Source organism: Nocardia colli (assembly GCF_008704205.1).
Lineage (GTDB): Bacteria > Actinomycetota > Actinomycetes > Mycobacteriales > Mycobacteriaceae > Nocardia > Nocardia colli.
Window position 1 is genome coordinate 796,282 of the sequence record NZ_VXLC01000001.1, and the last position, 21,649, is coordinate 817,930.

17 protein-coding genes are annotated in these 21,649 nt (G+C 67.3%); 10 read left to right on the forward strand and 7 right to left on the reverse strand.

Going from position 1 to position 21,649, the window contains the following annotated elements:
• The first annotated feature begins 123 nt into the window (after window positions 1-123).
• The 4 genes from F3087_RS03920 (at window position 124) to F3087_RS03935 (ending at window position 4,341) form a co-directional block, all read left to right on the forward strand.
• On the forward strand, window positions 124-1,470 hold the full coding sequence (locus tag F3087_RS03920; protein WP_150400352.1) for a family 1 glycosylhydrolase: 1,347 nt from the start codon (window positions 124-126) through the stop codon (window positions 1,468-1,470).
• Between the two features lie 55 nt (window positions 1,471-1,525).
• The gene (gene sigJ / locus F3087_RS03925; protein ID WP_223884799.1) at window positions 1,526-2,470 is read left to right on the forward strand and encodes an RNA polymerase sigma factor SigJ; all 945 of its coding nucleotides are present in this window, start codon (window positions 1,526-1,528) and stop codon (window positions 2,468-2,470) included.
• A gap of 80 nt (window positions 2,471-2,550) precedes the next feature.
• Window positions 2,551-3,735 (forward strand): NAD(P)/FAD-dependent oxidoreductase, encoded by a 1,185-nt coding sequence (locus F3087_RS03930; RefSeq protein ID WP_150400354.1) that lies wholly within the window; start codon window positions 2,551-2,553, stop codon window positions 3,733-3,735.
• Between the two features lie 6 nt (window positions 3,736-3,741).
• Complete coding sequence (locus tag F3087_RS03935; RefSeq protein ID WP_150400355.1) at window positions 3,742-4,341, forward strand: class I SAM-dependent methyltransferase; 600 nt, start codon at window positions 3,742-3,744, stop codon at window positions 4,339-4,341.
• A 54-nt stretch (window positions 4,342-4,395) separates the two neighbouring features.
• Here F3087_RS03935 and eccCb read toward each other — a convergent pair whose 3' ends face one another.
• Together eccCb and F3087_RS03945 are read right to left on the reverse strand one after the other, a co-directional pair.
• Window positions 4,396-8,745: a type VII secretion protein EccCb gene (gene eccCb, locus F3087_RS03940; protein ID WP_191093756.1), complete on the reverse strand. Its 4,350-nt coding sequence runs from the start codon at window positions 8,743-8,745 to the stop codon at window positions 4,396-4,398.
• On the reverse strand, window positions 8,738-9,106 hold the full coding sequence (locus tag F3087_RS03945) for a hypothetical protein (RefSeq protein ID WP_150400357.1): 369 nt from the start codon (window positions 9,104-9,106) through the stop codon (window positions 8,738-8,740). The genes eccCb and F3087_RS03945 overlap by 8 nt, the downstream gene beginning before the upstream one ends.
• A 181-nt stretch (window positions 9,107-9,287) precedes the next feature.
• Here F3087_RS03945 and F3087_RS03950 point away from each other — a divergent pair, with 181 nt between their 5' ends.
• Window positions 9,288-10,136: a hypothetical protein gene (locus F3087_RS03950; protein WP_150400358.1), complete on the forward strand. Its 849-nt coding sequence runs from the start codon at window positions 9,288-9,290 to the stop codon at window positions 10,134-10,136.
• Window positions 10,137-10,140: 4 nt separating this feature from the next.
• Here the strand turns inward: F3087_RS03950 and F3087_RS03955 are convergent, their stop codons facing one another.
• The 5 genes from F3087_RS03955 to F3087_RS03975 form a co-directional block, all read right to left on the reverse strand.
• Entirely contained in the window at window positions 10,141-11,127 is a 987-nt protein-coding gene (locus tag F3087_RS03955) for an SCO2521 family protein (protein ID WP_150400359.1), read from the reverse strand.
• 1 nt (window position 11,128) lies between these two features.
• A complete protein-coding gene (locus tag F3087_RS03960) occupies window positions 11,129-12,160 on the reverse strand; it encodes an SCO2522 family protein (RefSeq protein ID WP_150400360.1) in 1,032 nt (343 codons plus the stop codon).
• A 2-nt stretch (window positions 12,161-12,162) separates the two neighbouring features.
• A complete protein-coding gene (locus F3087_RS03965; protein ID WP_150400361.1) occupies window positions 12,163-13,092 on the reverse strand; it encodes an SCO2523 family variant P-loop protein in 930 nt (309 codons plus the stop codon).
• A 1-nt stretch (window position 13,093) separates the two neighbouring features.
• Window positions 13,094-14,971 carry an SCO2524 family protein gene (locus F3087_RS03970; protein ID WP_150400362.1) on the reverse strand — a complete coding sequence of 626 codons (1,878 nt, stop codon included), beginning with the start codon at window positions 14,969-14,971 and terminating at the stop codon, window positions 13,094-13,096.
• A gap of 192 nt (window positions 14,972-15,163) precedes the next feature.
• Window positions 15,164-15,370 (reverse strand): hypothetical protein, encoded by a 207-nt coding sequence (locus F3087_RS03975; protein WP_150400363.1) that lies wholly within the window; start codon window positions 15,368-15,370, stop codon window positions 15,164-15,166.
• Window positions 15,371-15,680: 310 nt separating this feature from the next.
• Here F3087_RS03975 and F3087_RS03980 point away from each other — a divergent pair, with 310 nt between their 5' ends.
• The 5 genes from F3087_RS03980 to F3087_RS04000 all read left to right on the forward strand — a co-directional run bounded on the left by F3087_RS03980 (window position 15,681) and on the right by F3087_RS04000 (window position 21,623).
• Complete coding sequence (locus tag F3087_RS03980; protein WP_150400364.1) at window positions 15,681-17,327, forward strand: cutinase family protein; 1,647 nt, start codon at window positions 15,681-15,683, stop codon at window positions 17,325-17,327.
• Window positions 17,328-17,496: 169 nt separating this feature from the next.
• Window positions 17,497-18,231, forward strand: a complete 735-nt coding sequence (locus tag F3087_RS03985; RefSeq protein WP_150400365.1) for an arginase family protein — start codon at window positions 17,497-17,499, stop codon at window positions 18,229-18,231.
• A gap of 179 nt (window positions 18,232-18,410) precedes the next feature.
• Entirely contained in the window at window positions 18,411-19,403 is a 993-nt protein-coding gene (locus tag F3087_RS03990) for a DMT family transporter (protein WP_223884800.1), read from the forward strand.
• 77 nt (window positions 19,404-19,480) lie between these two features.
• Complete coding sequence (locus F3087_RS03995; protein ID WP_223884801.1) at window positions 19,481-20,134, forward strand: class I SAM-dependent DNA methyltransferase; 654 nt, start codon at window positions 19,481-19,483, stop codon at window positions 20,132-20,134.
• Between the two features lie 133 nt (window positions 20,135-20,267).
• Entirely contained in the window at window positions 20,268-21,623 is a 1,356-nt protein-coding gene (locus F3087_RS04000) for a WS/DGAT/MGAT family O-acyltransferase (RefSeq protein ID WP_150400366.1), read from the forward strand.
• Window positions 21,624-21,649 lie beyond the last annotated feature (26 nt).

The window sequence follows — 21,649 nt, forward strand, 5'->3', positions numbered from 1 at the left end:
AGCCTGATCACGAATCTATTTGCGTCCCTGTCAGATTTGCCGCCGCGCGCGGGACACGCGGTGGCGCGGACCGCTATCGCACGATCCGCCCAACTGTGGCGCGCGTCCAGTTACCCTGAGGTGATGCGATTCCGGTTTCGTCGTTATGCCTCGACCGTTCTCGCCGCCGCCGCGTCGACGATGTTGCTATGCACGCAGTCGTCCGCGGCCCCGATGATCCGGCCGGTCGCCGCCGCGGCGCCGCTGGATCCGGGATTCCTCTGGGGCGTCGCGGCTTCCGGATTCCAGTCCGAAGGCCATGCGCCCGACAGCAATTGGACCCGATATATCGCCGCGCGGCCCGACTACGACGGATTACAGGATTCGGTCGACTTCTACGGCCGCTATGCCGCCGACATCGATCTGGCCGCTTCGCTCGGCGTGCGGGTGTTCCGGATCGGCATCGAATGGGCCCGGCTGCAACCCGCGCCGGGCGTGTGGGACGAGGGCGCGTTCCGGTTCTACGACGCCGTCATCGGAGATATCGAACGAGCCGGGATGCGGCCGATGATCACCCTGGACCACTGGGTGTACCCCGGCTGGGCCGTCGACCGCGGCGGCTGGCGCAACCCCGGCATGGTCGGCGACTGGCTGGCTAACATGCGGGCGGTAGTCGATCGCTATGCGTCCCGTAATCCGTTGTGGGTCACGGTGAACGAACCGGTCGCCTATATCTCGCAGGAGGTCGGCCGGGGCGGCGCCGATCCGGGCCAGATGCTGGACCGAGTCGCGCAGGCGCATAACGAGATCCACGACTACATCCACCAAGTCCAGCCCGGCGCAATGGTTACCAGCAATGTCGGCTACGTCGCGGGCGTCGAAGCCGAGGTCAACGGCGGCTTCATCGACCGGGTCGCGGCCCGGCTCGACTACGTCGGCATCGACTACTACTTCGGGTACGACCCGGCGCAGTCGCTGCTCAGCGCCATCACCAGGGCCACCGGCTCCGCGGTGCCGATGCCCGGCATGAACATCTGGGACCTGCCCTTGCGCACCGAGGGCATCTACTATGCGCTGCAATACTATTCGCGCCGCCTGCCGGGTAAACCGCTCTACATCGTGGAGAACGGCATGCCCACCGACAACGGCCGCCCCCGCGCCGACGGCTACTCCCGCAGCGATCACCTGCGCGACACCGTCTACTGGATCCAGCGCGCCAAGGCCGACGGCATGAACGTCATCGGCTACAACTACTGGAGCCTCACCGACAACTACGAATGGGGCAGTTACACACCGCGATTCGGGCTCTACACCGTCGACGTGCGCACCGACCCCGGCCTCACCCGCCGACCCACCGACGCGGTCGGCACGTACACCCAGCTGGTGAACGCGGGCGGCGTCCCCGACGACTACCGGCCCACCCGCGCCCCCTCCTTCTGCGTCCTGGTCGACCCGCCCGCCAGCTGCCTCAGTCCCGTCGGCGTTCCCTAGACGCCCTGGCCAGGGCGGTTGGCCGCGGTTCGCGCGCATGCCCGACCATGGTGTGATGTCGCTCAGCACGCAAGAAGCCGACCTCTTCGAGAGCTATCGGGGCCGCCTGGAGGCGATCGCCTACCGGCTGCTCGGGTCGGCCGGCGACGCCGAGGACGCGGTGCAGGAGACGTTCCTGCGCTGGCACGCGGCCGACCGGACGCTGATCGAAACGCCGGTGGCGTGGCTGACCAAGGTGCTCACCAACCTCTACCTCAACCAACTCACCTCGGCCCGGGCCCGGCGCGAGACCTATGTCGGGCAGTGGCTCCCGGAGCCGGTGCTGGCCGGCGACCCGATGCTCGGCCCGGCCGACACCGCCGAGCAGCGCGAGTCCGTCTCCTTCGCGATGCTGACGCTGATGGAGCGGTTGTCACCGAACGAGCGCGCGGTGTACGTGCTGCGCGAGGCGTTCGGGTACGCGCACCGGGAGATCGCGGAAATCCTCGACCTCACCGAGTCCAACTGCCAGCAGATCTACCGGCGGGCCAAGCAGCACGTCAGCACCGGGGAGGCGCGTGCAGAGGTCGATGCGGCCACCGCGCGCAAGATCGTCGAGCAGTTCCTCGCCGCGGCGCTCAGCGGCGAGACCGAGCCGCTGATCCGGCTGCTCACCGACGGCGCGGTCAGCGTCGCGGACGGCGGCGGGCGGATTCCGGCGCGCAAGATCCCGGTCGTGGGCGCGCTCGATATCGCGCGGTATGTGCGGAACCTGTTCCGGCCGACCGATGCCCGGCGCGCGTTCGTCGGCGACGAGGTGGTCTTCTACGCCGACGTCGTCAACGGTGCGCCCGCCGTGCTGGTGGTGACCGGTGCGCGGGTCTACGGCATCTTCGCCCTCGACCCGACGCCCGACGGTGTCGCGGCGATCCACATCCAGGTCAATCCGGAGAAATTGCAACGCATCACACGGCAGTGGGCGGCCGCCGGACCGCATCGACCGCTCGAACTGGCGTGGTGACCCACATCACATAGGTGTGGTGTCAGGGATCGCGCGGCTGCCCGGTTCAGGAGGTGAGTGCAACCAGATAGGAGCTCACCATGAAGCATCGCATCGTCGTCCTCGGAGCCGGATACGCCGGCGGCATCGCCGCCGGGCGCCTGGCCAAGCGGCTGCATCGCGACGACGTCGAGATCACCGTGGTCAACGCCGAGCCCGAGTTCGTCGAACGGGTCCGCATGCACCAGCTCGCGAGCGGGCAGGAGTTGCCGCAGCGTGCGCTGCGCGACATCTACGCGGGTACCGGCGTGCAGGTCCGGGTGGCGCGGGTCATCGGTATCGACGTCGACCGCAAACTCGTCGATCTGCTCGGCGAGCACGACACCGAGACTCTCCGCTACGACACCCTCGTCTACGCCCTGGGCAGCACGGTCGCCGACTTCGGCGTCCCCGGTGTCGCCGACCACGCCTGCAACGTCGCAGGTAAGCAAGCCGCACTGAAGTTGCGAACACGGCTGAGCGAGTTGACCTCCGGCGCGTCCGTGCTGGTCGTCGGCGGCGGCCTGACCGGCATCGAAGCGGCCACCGAAATCGCCGAGGCCCGCCCGGATCTGACGGTGACGATCGCCGCCCGCGGTGGCGTCGGCGACTGGCTCGACGACAAGGCCCAGCGCCACCTGCGCACCGCCTTCGACCGGCTCGGCATCACCGTCCGCGAAGGCGCCGAGATCACCCGCGTCGAACCGCACGGCGTGGTCACCTCATCCGGCCCGATCGCCGCCCAAATAACCGTCTGGACAGCAGGTTTCGAGGTCCACCCGATCGCCGCCGCCAGCACCCTCGAGGTCTCCGGCACCGGGCGAATCGTCGTCGACGGCACCCTGCGCTCGGTCTCCCACCCCGACGTATACGCCATCGGCGACGCCGCGTTCGTCACCGGCGTAGGCGGCAAGGAACTCCGAATGGGTTGCGCCACCGCATCTCCGATGGCCTGGCAGGGCGCCGACGCCCTCGCCGCGCGCCTGACCGGCCGCAAGGTTCCCGAAACACCCATCGGCTACGCCGCCCAATGCATCAGCCTCGGCCGCCGCGACGCCATCATCCAGAAGGTGACCCCCGCAGACCAACCCACCACCACCGTCATCACCGGCCGAATCGGCGCCCGCATCAAAGAATTCATCTGCGCCTCCGCCGCCTGGAGCGTCACCCACCCCACCCTCCTCATCCCCACCCGCCACCGCCACCTCACCCCGACCAGCCATGATGTGAGCACCACCGCGAGATAGGGCGAGATGCTCGACTACGACACCGAAGCCGACGACTACGACCGGACGCGGGGCGGATCGCCACGAGCCGAGGCCGCCGCCGACGCACTCGACCGGCTGCTCCCCGCGCCCGGCGTGGTCTTGGACCTGGCCGTCGGCACCGCGATCGTGGCCGCCCGGCTGACCGACCGCGGCCACCGAGTCATCGGCATCGACCTCTCCGCCGGCATGCTGCAGCACGCTGTTCGCCGGCTACCCGGCAGGGTCGCCCGCGCGGACGCCACCGCAATCCCGTTGGCAGCCAACAGTGTCGACGCGGTAACCGCGGTGTGGTTGCTGCACTTGATCGACGACGCCGAGCCCGTTCTCGCCGAGGTTGCCCGAGTCCTCCGCCCGGGCGGCCACTTCCTCACCACCGCAGACAAAGTCGCCGCGTCCCGCACCGCCGCGGGTGTGCCGTTCGAAGATCAACCTCGCGCCGACAATTGCGCGCGCCTCACTGCCCTCGGCGCGCAACACAACCTCGAATTAACAACGGCGACATCCTTCATCGGCCACGGACAAGGTTCACCGAACCGGCCCGACCCTCGCTATCCCGTTCTCGGCTTCCGTCGCGGCACTGCCTGAACGGCCACTGCCACACTCGTGCGACTGCCGGCACAGGCGGATATCGGCTGAGGTCTATTGGGGTGGGGGGAGGTGGGCGATTTGGATCAGTTGAGGGGGTTGGGTGCGGGTTAGGAGGGTGCCTCGGCCTGGGGGGAGGGGGGTGGCTCGGAGGGTGGGGGTGAAGGGTTTTCCTTCTTCGGTGGGGGCGCTCATGAGGAGGGTGGTGGCGGAGATTTCGTGGAGGCGGCCGAGGAGGGTGCCGTTGAGGGCTCGGGTGAGGTTGGTGGCTCGGCGGGCGATGATGAGGTGCAGGCCGATGTCGTGGGCGGTGGGGAGGAATTCGAGGAGGGGTTCGAGGGGGTCGTCGCCGTCGGTGACGATGAGGTCGTGGTCGTCTACTACGACGTAGAGTTCGGGGCCGGTCCACCAGGTGCGGTCGCGTAGTTGGTGGGGACCGACTTCGGGGCCTGGGATTCGGGCGGTGAGGGTGCGGCACAGGTGGTCGACGGCCTCGGGCACGGTCGCCGCGGACGCGCAGTAGGCGATCAGGTGGGCCGGGTCGACGGCGTGCAGCAGGGTGCGGCGGTAGTCGATGAGGAGGATTCCGGCTTGTTCGGGGGCGGCGTTCTCGGTGATGCCGAGCAGGATGTTGTGCAGGAGTGTGGTTTTGCCGCAACCCTGATCGGCGAACGCCATCAGATGCGGCTGGGCGTCGAAATCCAGTATCAGGGGCGACAATTCGTTCTCGCCGAGCCCGACGGCCAGGTGCGTCGCGTCCTGAGTGACGCCGGCGTGCAGAGCCGATCGCAATACGTGCGCGCGGGGAATCTCGGTGGGCAGCAGGCGAACCTCGGGCGCCTGCCGTGATCCGTAGATCGTGCGCAGCTGCTTGGCGGCCGCCGCGATACCGCTCGGCAGCTGCTTCGGATCGGTCTCGGAGTCCAGTCGCGGAAGCGCGATGAGCAGGTGCAGTTTGTCCGGAGAAAGACCACGTCCGGGGCGGTCGGGCGGCACGGTTCCGGCGGCCGCGCGGTCGAGCTGGGAATCCGCGGGGTCGCCGAGTCGCAGTTCGATGAGGGTGCCGACCATGTCGGGCAGGGCGAGGCGAGTCCTGGTCCACGGCGGCAGCGTGACCACGACGTGGATGCCGTAGCGCGGTCCCTGCGTCGCGATGGTGACGATCGTCTGTTCCAGCGCCGGATAGTCCTGCTGGACGACATCGAGCCCGTCCACGATCAGGAAGACGTCACCGTACCGATCCGCCGAGATCGGATCGGCCGCTTGCTTTTCCGTCGACAGCCGGTCCACTCGCGCCTTGCGGGACCGGAATTCGTGCATCGAGGTGAGGCCGAGTTCGCCGAACCGCTGTTCCCGGCGGCCGACGAGCGCGCCCAGCTCGGCGACGGTGCGCCGCACCCGATCCGAATCACGCCGCCCGGCAACCGATCCCACATGCGGGAACTCGGTCAAGCCGGCGAGCGCACCGCCCAGATCCAGGCAATAGAACTGCACCTGCTCGGGCGTGTGGGTGGCCGCGGCGGACACGATCAGCGTGCGTAGCGCGGTCGACTTCCCCGACCGCGGCCCACCGACGATCGCCATATGCCCGGAACTGTCCGACAGATCGGCGCACAGCACCTCGCGATAGTGCTTACGCGGCACATCGACGACGCCGATCGGCAACCGCAGCAGTCCGGGCCCATCCGCCGACGGCGATGAATTCCACTGCCGCAGCAGCATTCCCACCGTAGGCGAGTCGCTCAGGGGATCGGTCCACACTTGGTGCGCGGCAGATCCGTGCCTGCCGAGGGCGACGGCCAGCGACTCCGACACCGGACGATCGACGGGCCCGGCACCCCCGTTCCCGGGAACCGACGGCCCCGGACCCGACGCGTACGCCGCCCGGAACCGCGTCGCGGTGCCCGTACCGATCCGCAGATACCCGTAACCGGGAATGCGCGGCAGGTGATAGGCGTCGGTGGTGCCCAGCACCAATCGCGACTCCGCAGGCGAAAAAGTCCGCAGCGCAATGCGATACGAGAGGTAACTGTCCAGCGCGCGCAACCGCCATTCGTCCGGCCGCTGCGTACCGAGCAGCAGATGCATGCCGAGCGAGCGGCCGAGCCGCCCGATCCGGACCAGCACGTCGACGAACGTCGAAGTCCCGGAGAGCAATTCCACGAATTCCTCGATCACGATCACCAGCACGGGCAGCGGCGGCAGCATCGCCCCGGCCGCGCGGGCCTGCTCGTATTCGCCGATGGTGGTGTACGGCCCGCTCTCCTCGAGCTGCCGACGCCGCCGGTCGATCTCCCCGTCGAGCACCTCTTGCAGCCGTTCGCGCAGGTAGAGATCCTGTTCCACGTCGCGGACGTGACCGGCCACGTGCCGCAGACTGGTCAGCGGCTGGAACGTCGCGCCGTTCTTGAAGTCGACGAGCAGGAAGTTCACCCGATCCGGGCCGTGATGCAAGGCCAGCCCGAGCACGATGGTCCGCAGCAGCTCCGACTTTCCGGCGCCGATCGCACCGACCACCAGGCCGTGCGGACCCATCCCGCCGTCCGCGCCCTGCTTGAGGTCGAGCAGCACCGGATCGCCGGGACGCGTCGCGCCGATCGGGATGCGCAGCAACTCCCGAACGGGCCGTTGCCGCCACCACTGCTCGATCTCGAACACCGAGACATCGTCGAGGCCGTGCAGCGCGGCGAAGTCGGCCTCGACATCGGGCCCGGCCGACCCGCTCCCGGCTGCCGCGTGCCGCGTGCGCAGCCGGGCGACCAAATCCGCTGCGCCGTCGGTCATGTCGTCCACCATCGCGGGGTCCACGGGTGGCTCACGAATATCGGGCACGGCGATCCGGAACGGCTGCTTCTGATGCAACCCCCACCCCGGACCTTCCGGCAGCCGCACCGCGAGCTCCGGATCGATGCGCGAATCGCGCGGCTGATGCATGCGCAGCTCGATCTGCACGGCCAGCAGCCGGGCCATCCAGTCCGGCACCTCGTTCCAGTCCCGCACGGTGGCCACCACGTGGATCGCGTACTCCGGCCCGGCACCGGCGATGCGGCGCACCGTGTCCGCGGCCTTGGGCAGCAGGTCGGCGAAATCGTCCCAGCGGTCCAGGACCAGGAACAGGTCCGGCACCGGCCCCTCGGGCAGCGCGCCCCGCGCCGCGCGCAGGCTGGCCGGTGAGTCGATATTGTGCTTGCGGTACAACCGCTTCCGGCTGCCGATCTCGTCCAGCATGCGCTGCAACAGGGCGGCGACCTGCTCGGGCTCGTCGTCGCAGACCACGTCGCCGACGTGCGGCAGCTCACGCATCGAGCCGAGGCGATTGCTGGATTCCAGCACATGGACGCGCGCTTCGTCCGCGGAATGGGTCAGCGCCAGGGACGCCACCAGCGTGCGCAGCAGGGTGCTCTTGCCGGAACCGGCGCGTCCGACGACGAGCAGTCCGTTGTCCGGCCCGGCGAACTGGAGTTGCGCGATATCGCCGATGGTGCCGTCCGGCCGCCGTTGCCTGCCGATCGGCACGGCCAATTTGCCGGTGCCCCACCAGCTCTCCGCCCGCAGCCCGGCGTCTTCCACCTGCTCCAGACGACCGAGCAGGCTGCCGAGCAGCACGCGATCGCCGCCGTCACTGGCGCCCACGGGCCGTCGCCGCGTGCGCGCGATGAACACCTCGTCGTTCAAAAAGCCGTAGTGGCTCGGTGTTTGGCGATCGGTGCGGCGACGCACCTCATCACTGACGTAGGTCCACAGATCGTGGGTACTGATCTCCCCGGTCCCGTTGCCGGCCAGCCCGGTGGTGGTGATGCCGTTGACGATCGCCGAGGTGAACATCGACAGCGGCACGGAATCATCGGCGGCGGAACGGATCCCGTCCTCGGCGATCTGCACGCCGGTGCACGCCGTCATCACGCAGATCCCGTCCCCGGTGACCAGGTGCTCGCCGACGCCGTCGTCTATGCCGCCGACCGCCTTGATCACGTCGCTGCCGAGAAACGCTCCGCTGTAACAGCAATCGAGCAGAATGATCTTCGCCGCGGCGCTGGACTCGCGGATCAACTCCTTGATGAACGCGGACGACACCGCGGAACTGCTCGGCAGATTCGGGTCGGTATTGCAGGCGGCCAGATACAGATTGCGGCTGGTCCGGAACCCGTGGCCGGAGTAGTAGAACAGCACGAGGTCCTCCGGCCCCGCGTTGCGGAACAGCCGCTCGATGCTGCGCTCGATCTCCGTCTTCGACTCGTTGACCAGGATCTCGGCCGGCTGGAACGCGCCGATGCTGGGATCGTGCAACAGGTTTCGCAGCTCCCTGGCATCCGAGACCGGCGCGTAGAGCTGCGAGATCGACGTCGAGTAGAAGGTGTCGTTGGCGACGAACAGCGCGATCCGGCGTCCCCGGGGGCTAGTCATCGGCGAATAGGCTCCGCAACTGATCGACGACGCCGTCGACCTGTCCATCGGTCGGCCGGACGATGGTGATGTCGCGGTCACCGTGACGCACCGTGACGGATTCCGCCCGGCCGCGGGCCAGGAACCGGAGGACGATATCGCGAATTGCCCAGGCAGCGGTGCTGAGCGCACCCCCGGACACCAGCAACTGCCCGATCTCCAGCGCGGTACCGGATTTGGTCCCGGGCGCGGCCGCCGTGGTCGCCGCCCCGACGGTGACCCCGGAGATTTCCCCTAGCTCGTCGGCCAGTTCTCCGGCCAAACTGTCGAGCCTTTGCGCGTCCTGCGAACCGGCCGTGACGATGAACAACACGTCGGCCATGGCTTGCCTCCCCGTCTCACCCCGCCGCATGGTGCGGCACCCCCACATTCTAGCTAGGCACGCGCCGCTGAACACGGCAAACGATGGGCGGTCTTGCACCTGCGGAAGAACGTCGGCTCAATTGTCGTATCGCGTTATCGTGACGGTGCGCCGAGAGAACGACGTCGATGGTGGGGCTGTAGTGGATGAGCAACAACAGGATTCGCATTTCGCCCGCTCGATGTTCACCCGGGTCGACCGCCACGCCAAGGCCTACGCCGATGCCGACCTGTATCCGTTCTTGGCGAAGAACTGGCCTGAGCGCAGGCGGGAGGGGGAACAGGATCTACTGGATTCGTTCAACCGGCACGTCGAAGCCGTCATCGCCGGATACGACCCACCCGGCATTCGACGACGCAGCGACAGCCTGCTGTTCGCCCGCGCCTACGCGGATCTGGGCAAGACGTCCGACTCGGACGCGCAGGTAGTCCCCGAGGTTCTGCTGGCCCTGTTCGCCGCCGAGGTCGAGTATCGGGGCCCGCTGAAGTTGAGCCGCACGCAGAGCCGGCGGCTCGCCGAGGTCTACGAGCAGATCGGCGGCACGCTGGCACAGGACCTGCCCGGCCATGCGGCGCTGGCGTTTCGGCGGGCGTGGAGCCTGTACCGCCAGGACGGGGACACCGATGCGGAGGACCGCTGCGGCCTGAGCCTGGCGCGGGCCCGGCGCTGGGGGCAGCCGATTCGCTGGCGGCGGTGCGTCGGCTACTTCTCGGACCTGGTGTGCGGCTACGGATATCGGCCGTATCGGATGCTGCTGTGGATCTTTCTCCAGGTCGCGCTGTCGATCGTGGTGGTGCGTTCGCTGTCCACCGCCTCGACCCTGTCGATCGTCTACGACTGCGCCATGAACTACCTGAACCCCCTCGGCCCGGCGGATACCGCGGGGCTCGAGGGGACCGATCAGCTGGTGTTCGTGGTGGAGGCGTACGCGGGGGTGCTGTCGACGTCGGTGTTCTTCGCGCTGCTGGTGCGGCGCTGGTTTCGGCTCTGAGGACTCACCAGTCGTGGCTGATGATCTTCGAATGGCGCAGCGCCTTGAGGGTCGCGGTGGTCATCCGGTCGCGCAGTTGCCCGACCCGCGCGGTCCATTGCCGGGTGAAGCCCGGGTCCGTTTCCAGATCTGTCCACAGCTGCCGCAGCCCCGGAGCGGTGTGCGCGCCCGGCATCCACAGCGGGACAAGCTGATCCAGCAATGGCACCAGCTGATCCAGCAGCGTGTCGGTCTCGTGATCGTTCCGCCCGGCCCGATCGGCCACCTGGCCGATGGTGGTCAGCAGCCAATCGTGGATCGCGAGATCCTCGCAGAACCGCTGCGCCGCAGCGACATCCTCGGTCCCCAGGGTGAGCCGCACGGTCCGCAGCGTGTTACCGGCCAGATGAAAAGCGAAGCGGGGCAACCGAGTCGGCTCCGCGCCGACCTCGACCGCCCAGCGCAGCCGGGTGGTGCCCGCGCGGAACGGCATTTTCTGATCCAGCCGGGGATCCACCCGGGCGAACGTCGACATCCGCTGGCTGATCGAGGTCAGATCGAGCTTGTCGTCGCCGTGCGCGCGCAGATGTCCGTCCGCCATCCGGCCGGCCGGCTCGTTGCCGAGCCTGCTCACCGCGTCCACGGTGCCCGGCCTGCTCAGATAGTACGACCAGGCCTGCCGTTCCGGCGACCGCATCACCCGGGTCTGGGACGAGCCCTGCAGCACCCGGCCGCCGATCACCACGGTACGCGACGCGACGGTGCCGATCACGTGAATGTGCTTGCCCGACAAGGGAATCAGGTCACAGTCGACACCCTCGTACCGGTTCGGCGAGATCACCAGCGGCATCGGCCGCTCCCGCGACGTCACCGTGAGACCGCGCTGCACGGCGCTCAGCAGCTCGATGCTCGCCGCGGCGTCCAGCACGTGCTGCGACGGCAGCAGACAGGTGTGTATCTCACCGAGCACGACCAGCGGCGGGTCGTCCGAATGCGCAGCGGTGTCGGCCATGTCATGCCCCATCGGCGCGCGGACGCTTGGCGACCTCGTCGACGAACATGTGCGACAGCCGGCCGGTGACCTCCCGCGGAATCGAGATCCCTTCGCCCTCGGCGCGTTTGATCGCCTTCGCCAAGACTTCCTGATCGATCACGATGTGGTCGAGGATGGTCTGCACCGCGTGTTCGATCTTCAGATATTCGCGCGGCAGGATGGACAGCGCGCGATACGCCTCGAACGGCGCGGCCTGCGGGTTCAGCTTGATCACCGACGGCATCTCCCACCAGCTCGCCGGCCAGCGCTCGCCGGGGGGTTGCGGCTCGACCACCGCCCGGCCCTCGTATCGCACCATGCCCAGCCGCAGCAGCTGCCAGATCGAGGCCAGGAACGGGCAGGACCAGCGGGTGTGCTCCTCGCCGTCCTTGTTGATCAGGGTGTTCCACAGCTCGATGTCGAGGAAGATCGTGTGTTCCCGGCGCGCGAACTCCTCCGGACGGCGATAGGCCTCCGTCACCTGCATCGCCTGCTCCGAGTCGTGTTCGGACGAGCGCCGCCCGTTGCACAGCCAGCCGGACTCGACATCGGGTGGACGCCGTCCGGTGGTCTGCTTCAACGGCTCGGCGACGACCCAGGACGCGACCATTTCGGCCAGCGGAATCTGCTGCCCGGTCAGGCGCCCGTCGACATACAGCGGCGTCTCCCAGCAGCCGGCCTCGCGCGCGAGATAGTCGATGCGCAGCCCGCATTTCTCGGCGATGCCGAGCACCTTGTCCAGCACCTCGGTGGGGTTGGTGTTCGACCCGAAGTAGTCATCGATCAGGAAGCACGTGCTCACCCGCGCGGACGGGCCGTATTCGGCTTTGGCCTCCGCGGTATGCAGGTCGACCAGCCGGGCCACCCGCTCGAAATGCGCGCGAATCTTTTCTTCGCCGTCGAGCAGGCTTTTCATGTAGAAATGCCCGGTCTCGATGGACAGGTGCGCGAAACTCACCCCGGCGACCTGGACCTGCTCGGCCGCCTCGCTGTACACACTGGCACCGTTCATCGTCAGAAGAGCCTCTCCCACGTCGCGTCGTCCATGAGTTCAACTGCCAGCTCTTTGAAGGCGGTGACCGTCTCCTCGTTGGCGATCTTCGCGTCGACGTCGGCATCGAGGATCAACTGTTCCCGCCACTGGAGCACCGGCTCCATCGGCGTCGTACCGAGCTTGACACTGGAACCCAATTGATTGGCCAGGGCGAGCTGCTCCAAGGCCTCGTTCTGTTTGCGCAGCCAAGCCCATTGCGGCCCACGGTCTTTGTCGCCGGATCCCTCGTTCGTCGGCGGCACCGCGGTGCGAATATAGCGCACCGACTCGAGCAGATCACCGACGTCGTGGCCGCATTTCTGCCCCGCCTCCAGCAGGCCGTTCGGACCGTGCACCAGGCCGTTCGCCGCGAGAATATGCTGGCGGGTCCATCGGTGGAAAACCAGCCAGCGGGCCGGGACCTCACGCAGCGATTCGGCGGCCGTGGCGCGCAGCACGATCTCCAGCGCCGCCGATCGGCCCGCGCTGAGATCGACGAACGTGACATCGAATTCCTGCTGGCAGATCATCAACAGCTCGACGCATTGCTTCACCACCTGCGCGGACGCGGGGAACTCCCCGCCGCCGCGGTCGCCGGGAAACAGGGTGAGCTGATAGGGATGCCGAAGTGCGTGCAGGTCTTTGCGATTGGTCTCCGACCGGATATCGCACCGGGCCGGAATGGTGATCCGGTTGTTCAGGTATTCGTGCAGACCCTGCTTGCCGGAGACGCCGCGATCCATCTTCTCGATCTCGAACAAGGCGCCGGAGGTCGGCGAGCCGAAATCGAAGTCGAGATAGGCGACGCTCTTGCCGTCCACGCTCAGCCGATAGGCGATATTGCAACTGGTCACCGAACGACCGGTGCCACCCTTGTCCGAGGTGGAGAAAACAAGTATCCGCTCGCTCAACCTACTCACCTCTCATGGCGTCGAGGCCGGCGACTTCGAGCCCGTCCAATTCACGCAGCGCGTCGACACAGAGACTGAATGCCGTGGCCGGACGTTCGTCGATCAATTTGCTGGCGCGCACCAGATTCTTTTCTATGTTCTCCAGGGCCCGGCGATTCGGTGTGTTGTCCCGCTCGCTGAGCTCCAGGAATTTCTGATTGAGCAGATGATCCGCCTCGTCGAGCAGTTCCAGTGCACGGGTCAGCGAGGTCGGCGACCGGAACGGTGGATTCTGGTAGGTCGATTCGGCGACGACCAGACATTCGATGATGCGCTCGGTGAAATACCAGGACGCTTCTTGAGGTCCGTCCGCTGGCGGCTGCGCGGGTTGTCCGGTCGCGGTCGGCTCCACGAAAACCCTTGCCGCGTCGTCCCACAGCCCCTTACCCGGAGCGCGCTGGAAGGCACGCTGTTCCAGATGATCCATGGTCGATTGCGCCAGTTCCAGCAGCTGCCTGCGGGTGGACAGCGTGCGCGACAGCTGCGCCGCCTGCAATATCCGCTTCAGCAGCATCGGCGCGTAGTCCGACACCGCCCAGTACAGCAGCGGGCCGTCGTCGATGGCGTCGGTGCCGTTCAGCCGCAGCAGCACCCCTGGAATGTGCAGGGCGCGTGCGGAATCGTGCTCGGTCAGCCTGCGGGTGATCCGGCCTCGGCGGGCCAGCTCGTCGAAAATTCTGGTGGCCCTGGTCAAGTCGTCGTCATCGGCTTCCCGGGCGATGAGGTCCTGGATCAGCAGGCCGGACACGCAGAGGCTGAAGTAGTCGGATTCCTCGCCATCGGACGTCCGCCAGGGGATGTCCTCCAGCGGCCAATCCCCCTCGCCGAAGCGGGCCATCGCCGACCAGTAGCGTTGCGCCAGATCCCAGCGCAGTTGCAGCGCGTCGGCCAGCCGTCGCTGGTCCGCGTCGAGCAGGTCGAGCTCACGGGTGCGGGGCTGGGTCAAGTCGTTGATGCCGTCGAGCGCGGTGATGGTGAAGTACAGGTACGGCCGGGCGACCGCGAAGCCCTCCGACTTAGCGATCGGCACATCGATGAAGTCGATGACCTCGGCGCCTTCGACCACGCCCCAGCTCCAGCCACACTCGAACATCAGGGCCGGGCTCTCCAGATCGGCCTGCGGCGTCTTGTTCAGCGTGACATCGCGGAGCAGCCGGCTGCGGACGCGTTCGAGCCGCTTGGCCACGCCGCCGACGATCGCGTCGTTTTCCACCCCGGTCTGATTGAACATGCTGAGCATCGCCAGGCCCGTGTCGGTTTCGGGATCCACCGACTGCACGACGAAGCTGCGCACCAATCCGACCATGGCCGCGGTGAGCCGCTTGTTGAGCCGCGCCTGCACCGGCTTGATCAACCGTTCCAGCCGTTGCTGATCGCCGGCGCCGGTCGAATCCTGCAGTGCGCGAAGGTATTGCAGACCGGCCAGGCATACCGTCAGCGACATCGAATACGAATCGACCACGTCGACCGCGCGCTGCCGATCGGTCGCCTCGAGCTCTCCGGTGGCTCGCAGGTAACTGCCGCCGGAGAAAATCGGTTGATCGTCGCGTTCGTAGCGCCGCAGATACTCGTCCATCACCTCGACGATCTTCAGGCCGATGCGGCGTTCGCGGCCAAGGGGTTTCAGCGTGGTCCGGACATCGTCGGCGATCCGGTCCGGGTTGTGCAGCGCGAAGCTGCTGATCTGGGTGGCCGGGTACAGCAGGCACAACAGTTGTTCGGCGTCGCTGATGGAGTTCGAGCCGTCCCGCCCACCCCAGATCCAGGTGTCGTCTTGATAGCAGGCAGCCAGCAATGAACTCCAGACATTCAGAATCTGGCGCCGTGGCTGGATTCTCATTGATCGCAGCCTTTCTGTCGTCTTTGGCGAGGACTCGCATGAGAACAGAGCGCCCGGCAATAAAGCCGACCGCCCAGTTCGCTTATCTGGTTAGCCTGTACGCGGACAACATCGTTCGCGGTCACGAGATGACCAGTGCAACACCTATTGCCTGCAACAGAAGCGTATCGCGGTACCGGGTGACACGTACGATTAACCCGGCGTTCCGGCAAGCGGCGACGGAGCGGCGGAACCGTTCGGAAACTTTGCTAAAGAGTTGCGATCCGGCTTGCCGGGAAAGTACCGGAACATGCCCGCCGTCGGCTCGAGCATCCGGCGGAGCAGCTCGGGTCGCTCGGCGAGTGGCGAGTTCAGTGTGGCGCGCATCTCGGTGTAGCTGTCCAGCACGGTGATCGTCACGGTCGACCACGATAGTGATTGCCCCAGCGGCAAGGTCAACGGATTTTCCGCGAGATATTAAAGCGCCATTGCCTTTACGGCGTAATTCACCTGGTGAAGCCGGTCTCAACCCGATCTAGATCAGGAATGGTCGATGCCCCTGTTAATAGGGGCAAATGCCGCTCCCGCGGCGTGACTCGGTTGCGCCGGACGACGCATCCGGACTCGGCGGCGTAACGCTCACCTCCCCTTTTCCGACGTCTCAGTTGACGCATGGCCTCGGGGGGCCAGGCCCGTCCAACATGCCGGTAATTGGAATGGGGATCAGGACATGGATTTTCGCGGGTTCTTTGCCCGACACCGTATTGCCTCCGCTGTCGCCGCGCCCGCGGCGCTCGGCGTCGCGGCGATCGTCGCCACCACGTTCGCGCTGACATCGTCGCCGCAGACCAGGGATACGCAGCTCACCTCCTCGGTGACCGAGTGCCACGACATGGTCAGCATCTCGGTCGCCGGACGCAACGACACACCCAAGCAGGGCACGACAAAGCTGCTGGTAGACGCCAACGGCAACGAATTGCCCGCCGCGCTGTCCGGTGACCACAGCAGCGAATGGGTCGACCCGGTGGTCAACCCGGCCGCCGGCGCCGTCGAACCCGGCTCCTACGCCGCCGTCTACATCGCCTACCCGGCGAACATGGCCACCTACGAGGACGCGGTCAACGCCGGTGCGGCGAACACCGAGCAGGTCATGCGCGAGATCGCGCAGGCGTGCCCGGACACCAAGTTCTCGATCGTCGGCTACAGCGAGGGCGCCGATGTGGTGCGCCGCGTCGCGATGAAGGTCGGACATCAGGAAGCCGGTGCGGACGGCCGGTACGGGATCGTCGATCCGGACAAGGTCGTCGGCGTGGTCATCCTCGCCGACGCCGGTCGATCCGCGGGCGATGGACCGTTCCCCGGCGCGAAGGATCCGAGCCATCCCGACGGCTTCGATCAGAACTACCAGAACGGCAAGAACCCGACTCCAGGCCAGGGCGCATTGCCCGGCACCAGCGGTGATTTCGGCAAGCTGAACGGCAAGATCGCCTCGTTCTGCTCCGACGGTGACCTGACTTGCTCTGCGCCGCAGAACATTTCACTGCTGCAACTGGTGGTGAACGTGGGTCGGCAGATCAATGTCGACGCGCTCGAACGCGACGGGCTCAACCCGGCCACCGGACAGGACGTCGCCGTCGTGCTCGGCCGGATCGCGCTCGCCGCGTTCGCCGACATCTCGTCGAACCCGAACTGGCTCAAGAGTGACGAGACCTTCCTCCAGGTGCTGCTGAAGGTGTCCGATCCGGCGTACAAGCCGGGCCAGGCGCCGAAGGAGCCGGTGGCGAAGGCGGACGCGATCGCGGCCGACACCATGTCGCCGCTGGCCTACCTGCCGCAGAAGATCCTGAACGAGATCATCGGCCTGATCGTGACCAACCAGAACACCATCCCGGTGGTCATGAGCGACCCGTACAAGCTCACCCTCGGCCCCGACCACACCGGTCACCACTTCGACTACTGGCACGACGCCGACCCGGCCAACGGCAAGCCGATGACCTCCGCCGAATACGCCGCCGCGTGGATCACCCACCTGGCTCAGCAGGCGCAGCAGGGCAAGAAGGTCGACACCACCGCCAAGCCCACCGAGGCCGACCTCGCCGCCGTCTACAAGGCCGCGGCCCCCACCACCACGTCACCCGCCAAGACCACCACCCCGACCACCACCAGTGCTGCCCCCACCACGAGCAGCACCACGACCACCCCGTCGCCGACGACAACGTCGCCGACCACCACCGGCACGACAACAACCACACCGGCCACGACCACGGTCGCACCGACCGAGACCGCCAAGCCGACCACAACCACCCCGACCACAACGGAATCCGCGGCACCCACCACCACGACCGCCGCACCCACCACCACCGCCACAGTCGGCTGACCGAAAAACCCGAAAGCCCTGCCCGGCATTACTTGCCCGGCAGGGCTTTTCGTTATCCAGACCTCGAAAATCCCAGGGATGAACGCGCCGCGCGGGCACCGAATCGGGCCACGGGTTCCTGCCGAATAATCGAGTGCTCGCCGCCGGCCGCCGAATTAGTCTCAGGCCCATGCGTTTTCTCGTGCCCTATCACCTCGACGAGCACCGTCCCGAACTGGACGCGCCGCTCACCCCGGACGAGGTGATCACCGCCGAACTCCCCGATATCGATGATCCCTGGGCACGCATGGCGGTGCTGTACGACGCGGTCGCCGAGCGCGTGGCGGCGTCCATCCGCCGCGCCGACCACCCGGCGGTGGTCGCGTCCGGCGACTGCACGACCTCGCTCGGTGTCGTCGCCGGACTGCAACGAGCGGGACTCGACCCGTCGATCGTCTGGTTCGACGCGCACGGCGACGTCCAAACCCTGGAAACCTCCGCCTCCGGCTACCTCGGCGGAATGCCACTGCGCATGCTCACCGGTTACGGCAGGCCCCTGATCGCCGATCGAATCGGCTTGCGCGACATCCCCGAAGAGCACGCCATCCTGGTCGACGGCCGCGATCTCGACCCACCGGAAGCGGAATTCCTGCGCACGGCGCGCATCCGGCACCGCCCGGTCGACGACCTCGGCGACCTGCCCGAAGGTCCGCTCTACCTGCACCTCGACTGCGATGTCGTCGACCCGGGCGACCTGCCGGGCCTGCTCTTCCCCGCTCCCGGCGGCCCGAGCCTGCCCTCGGTCTCGGCCGCGATCCGCGGCATCGTCGACACCGGCCGGGTCGCCGCCTTCGGTCTCGCCTGCACCTGGCGCGACCATCAGGGCGCCGCCGACCGCATGCGCCCACTGGTCGACTCGGTCTGAGGCCGAAAATCGCCGACGTCCCCGTGCGGGCGAGGGAAAGTGGCCTGGTCCAAGCCCCTGAAAGTGGATCTGTCGGATGATCGGATCTTGGGTCTAAGCTCCCGTTTGATCGAAAGCGAGTGGAGCATGCCAGTTAGTCACACCTCCCCCAATGTTCTGTCCCGACGGGCGGTCGTGCGATGACGCGGCGCGGCTGGTTGCTGTTCCTCGCGATGGGCGTGATCTGGGGCGTCCCCTACGCGATGATCCGGATCGCGGTGGTGGACTTCGATCCGGTGGTGGTCGCGTTCGGCCGGACGTTGATCGGCGCGCTGGTGCTGTTGCCGATCGCGTTGTACACCAAGGCATTAGGGCCGGTGTTCCGCCGCTGGCGGCCGCTGCTGTTGTACACGGTGGTGGAGATCGTCGGGCCGTGGTTGTTCATCGGATTCGCCGAGACCACGCTGAACAGTTCGACCGTCGGGTTGCTGATCGCGGCCGTGCCGTTGATCGCGGTGGTCATCGTGACCAAGCTCGGCCAGGACCGCTTCGACCGCAGGCGCGTCACCGGCCTGCTGGTCGGGTTCGCCGGGGTGGCCGCGCTGGTCGGCCTCGATATCGACCTGTCCAACCCCGCGGCGCTGGGCGCCATCGCGTTGACCACCATCGGTTACGCGGTCGGCCCGATCGTGATCAACCGAGCGCTGGCCGACCTGCCGCCGCTCGGCGTGGTGACCGCGTCGCTGATCATCGCCGCGGTGGTCTACGCGCCGTTCGCGGCCTTGCGCAGGCCGGCCAGCTATCCCGCCGACGCCACGCTGTCGGTCCTCGGTCTCGCGCTGATCTGCACGGCCGCCGCGTTCCTGCTGTTCTTCGCGCTCATCTCCGAGGTCGGCCCGGCCCGCGCGACCGTGATCACCTACATCAACCCGGCCGTCGCCATCGTGCTCGGCGTCGCGGCCCTCGATGAACCGCTCACCGCGGGCATGGCGATCGGCTTCCCGCTCGTCATCCTCGGCTCGATCCTCGGCACCGCCCGCAGCCGCGAGACGCCGGAGGAGGATCTGTGCACGACGCCCGCGGCGCCCGAGGCGGCCACCATCACCCGCGAGGTGATCGACCGCGGCCACAAAGATGATCGCGCCGCGCCGACCGGACTCGACCTGGTCGACGATGTCCGCGACCACACGTAACGCGGTGCTGAATTGTTGCGGCAGGCCGGTGCCGAGGCCGGCCACCGACGCCCCCGCGCGCTGTGGATGATGTTGGGGTGGTTGGAAATCGGAACGCCCCCGCCGACGTGGACATCACCCGCACCGCCTACGACGACATCGCCGAGGTCTACGCGGAATTCGCCAAGGACCATCTGGCCAGGCAGCCGCAGGATCGCGCCATGCTGTCCCTGTTCGCCGAACTCCTGCCGGCCGGCAGCTCCGGCGGGGTGGCCGATATCGGTTGTGGCGAAGGAAGACTCACCGCATACCTGAACACTCTCGGCCTGCCCGCCTTCGGTATCGATCTGTCCCCGGCGATGCTCGCCATCGCCCGGCAGCAGTATCCCGAGCTGTCCTTCGCGGAGGGCTCGATGGAGCAGCTGGCGCTCGAGGACGCCAGCCTGCGCGGGCTCCTCGCCTGGTATTCGTTCATCCATCTGCCCCCGGAACGGATGCCGGATGTGTTGGCCGAGTTCTATCGGGTACTCGATGTGAAAGGGCACGCGCTACTGGCCTTCTTCGCGACTGACGCACCCGACACGGTAGAAGCGTTCGACCACAAGGTGACTCGTGCCTACCGCTGGCCACCCGAGCGGCTTGCCGCACTGTTGCGGGACGCCGGGTTCACGGTGCACACGCGGATGATCCGGGAGCCGGATCCGGGCGAACGATTCCAGCAGGCCTACTTACTGGTATCAAAGCTTCGCTAAAGACAGCGCAGCGACCGTCCGGACCAGGTAACTTAGTGGTGTCGCGCAGGATTCATGGCTGCGCGCGGGCCCGCCCGACAACGTGGTCGATTCGATTACAAACCACCACCTGTCGTCAGGGGGCGACCACACCATGGATCTCATTGCACCCATTGATGCTGTTTTCCTGCTCGCCGAATCCCGCGAACACCCCATGCACGTCGGCTCGCTGCAACTGTTCGAAGCGCCCGACGACGCCGGACCCGACTTCGCCGGGCAGACCTTCGAGAAGTTGTTGGCCTGCAAGGACATCGACTCGACCTTCCGGAAACGCCCGGCCACCCTGTTCGGTGCGCCGCAGATGGCGTGGACCAGAGAAGACGACGTCGAACTCGAGTACCACGTCCGCCGGCTCGCGCTACCGCGCCCGGGCCGGATGGACCAGTTGGTCGAACTCGCGTCCCGGCTGCACAGCAACCTGCTCGACCGGCACCGCCCGCTGTGGGAGGTCTACCTCATCGAGGGCCTCGCTGACGGCCGCTTCGCCGTGTACTCGAAGATGCACCACGCCTTGATCGATGGCGTCTCCGCGCAACGCGTGATGCAGCGGACGCTGACCAGCGAACCGAACGCGGCCGAGGCGAAGGTCCCGTGGAACCTGCCGCGGACGCCGCGCAAACCCGCGCCCGAGTCCCCGTCCGGGCTCCGCGGTGCGGCACGAAATCTGTTGTCCGCGGCCGCATCCGGGCCGACCCTGCTGCGCACCGCCCGGCAGGTGCTGCTCCAGCAGCAGCTGACCATGCCGTTCGAGGCGCCGCGCACCATGTTCAACGTGCCGATCGGCGGCGCCCGCCGCACCGTGGTCCGGTCCTGGCCGCTGGAACGGATCAAGCAGGTGAAGAAGGCCACCGGCTCGACCATCAACGACGTGGTGCTCACCATGTCGGCCGGCGCGCTGCGCTCCTACCTCATGGAGCGAGACGCGTTGCCGGACAAGCCGATGATCGCCATGGTGCCGATGTCGCTGCGCGCGGCCGACGACGTGGAGACCAACGGCGTGAAGGTCGGCGCGGTGCTGTGCAACCTCGGCACCGACATCGCCGACCCGCTGGACCGGCTACGCGTGGTCAGCGAATCGATGCGCAAGAGCAAGGACGTCTACAGCTCGCTGTCCAGCCTGCAGACTATGGCGCTGTCCGCGCTGATGGTCAGCCCGATCGCGCTGAGCCTGCTGCCCGGCCTGGTCCCGCTGACCAATCCGGCGTTCAACATCGTCATCTCGAACGTGCCCGGCCCGCGCGAATCGATGTACTGGAACGGCGCCCGCCTCGACGCCACCTACCCGATGTCCATCCCGTTCGACGGCCAGGCGGTGAACATCACGCTGACCACCAACGCGGGCAATCTCGACTTCGGCCTGGTCGGCTGCCGGCGCAGCGTTCCGGAACTTCCCCGCCTGCTCGACCACCTGGAAACCGCGCTGAGCGAGCTGGAGGAAGCCGCCGTCTGAAAGACCCCTGCCGGGCAAAACTAGAA

Coding starts and splice junctions, on each gene's coding strand:
- eccCb (WP_191093756.1), bottom strand. CDS start 8,745: ATGACTAGCCCCCGGGGACGCCGGATCGCGCTGTTCGTCGCCAACGAC.
- F3087_RS03985 (WP_150400365.1), top strand. CDS start 17,497: ATGCGTTTTCTCGTGCCCTATCACCTCGACGAGCACCGTCCCGAACTG.
- F3087_RS03990 (WP_223884800.1), top strand. CDS start 18,411: ATGACGCGGCGCGGCTGGTTGCTGTTCCTCGCGATGGGCGTGATCTGG.
- F3087_RS03935 (WP_150400355.1), top strand. CDS start 3,742: ATGCTCGACTACGACACCGAAGCCGACGACTACGACCGGACGCGGGGC.
- F3087_RS03920 (WP_150400352.1), top strand. CDS start 124: ATGCGATTCCGGTTTCGTCGTTATGCCTCGACCGTTCTCGCCGCCGCC.
- F3087_RS03960 (WP_150400360.1), bottom strand. CDS start 12,160: ATGAACGGTGCCAGTGTGTACAGCGAGGCGGCCGAGCAGGTCCAGGTC.
- F3087_RS03970 (WP_150400362.1), bottom strand. CDS start 14,971: ATGAGAATCCAGCCACGGCGCCAGATTCTGAATGTCTGGAGTTCATTG.
- sigJ (WP_223884799.1), top strand. CDS start 1,526: ATGTCGCTCAGCACGCAAGAAGCCGACCTCTTCGAGAGCTATCGGGGC.
- F3087_RS03930 (WP_150400354.1), top strand. CDS start 2,551: ATGAAGCATCGCATCGTCGTCCTCGGAGCCGGATACGCCGGCGGCATC.
- F3087_RS03980 (WP_150400364.1), top strand. CDS start 15,681: ATGGATTTTCGCGGGTTCTTTGCCCGACACCGTATTGCCTCCGCTGTC.
- F3087_RS03945 (WP_150400357.1), bottom strand. CDS start 9,106: ATGGCCGACGTGTTGTTCATCGTCACGGCCGGTTCGCAGGACGCGCAA.
- F3087_RS03955 (WP_150400359.1), bottom strand. CDS start 11,127: ATGGCCGACACCGCTGCGCATTCGGACGACCCGCCGCTGGTCGTGCTC.
- F3087_RS04000 (WP_150400366.1), top strand. CDS start 20,268: ATGGATCTCATTGCACCCATTGATGCTGTTTTCCTGCTCGCCGAATCC.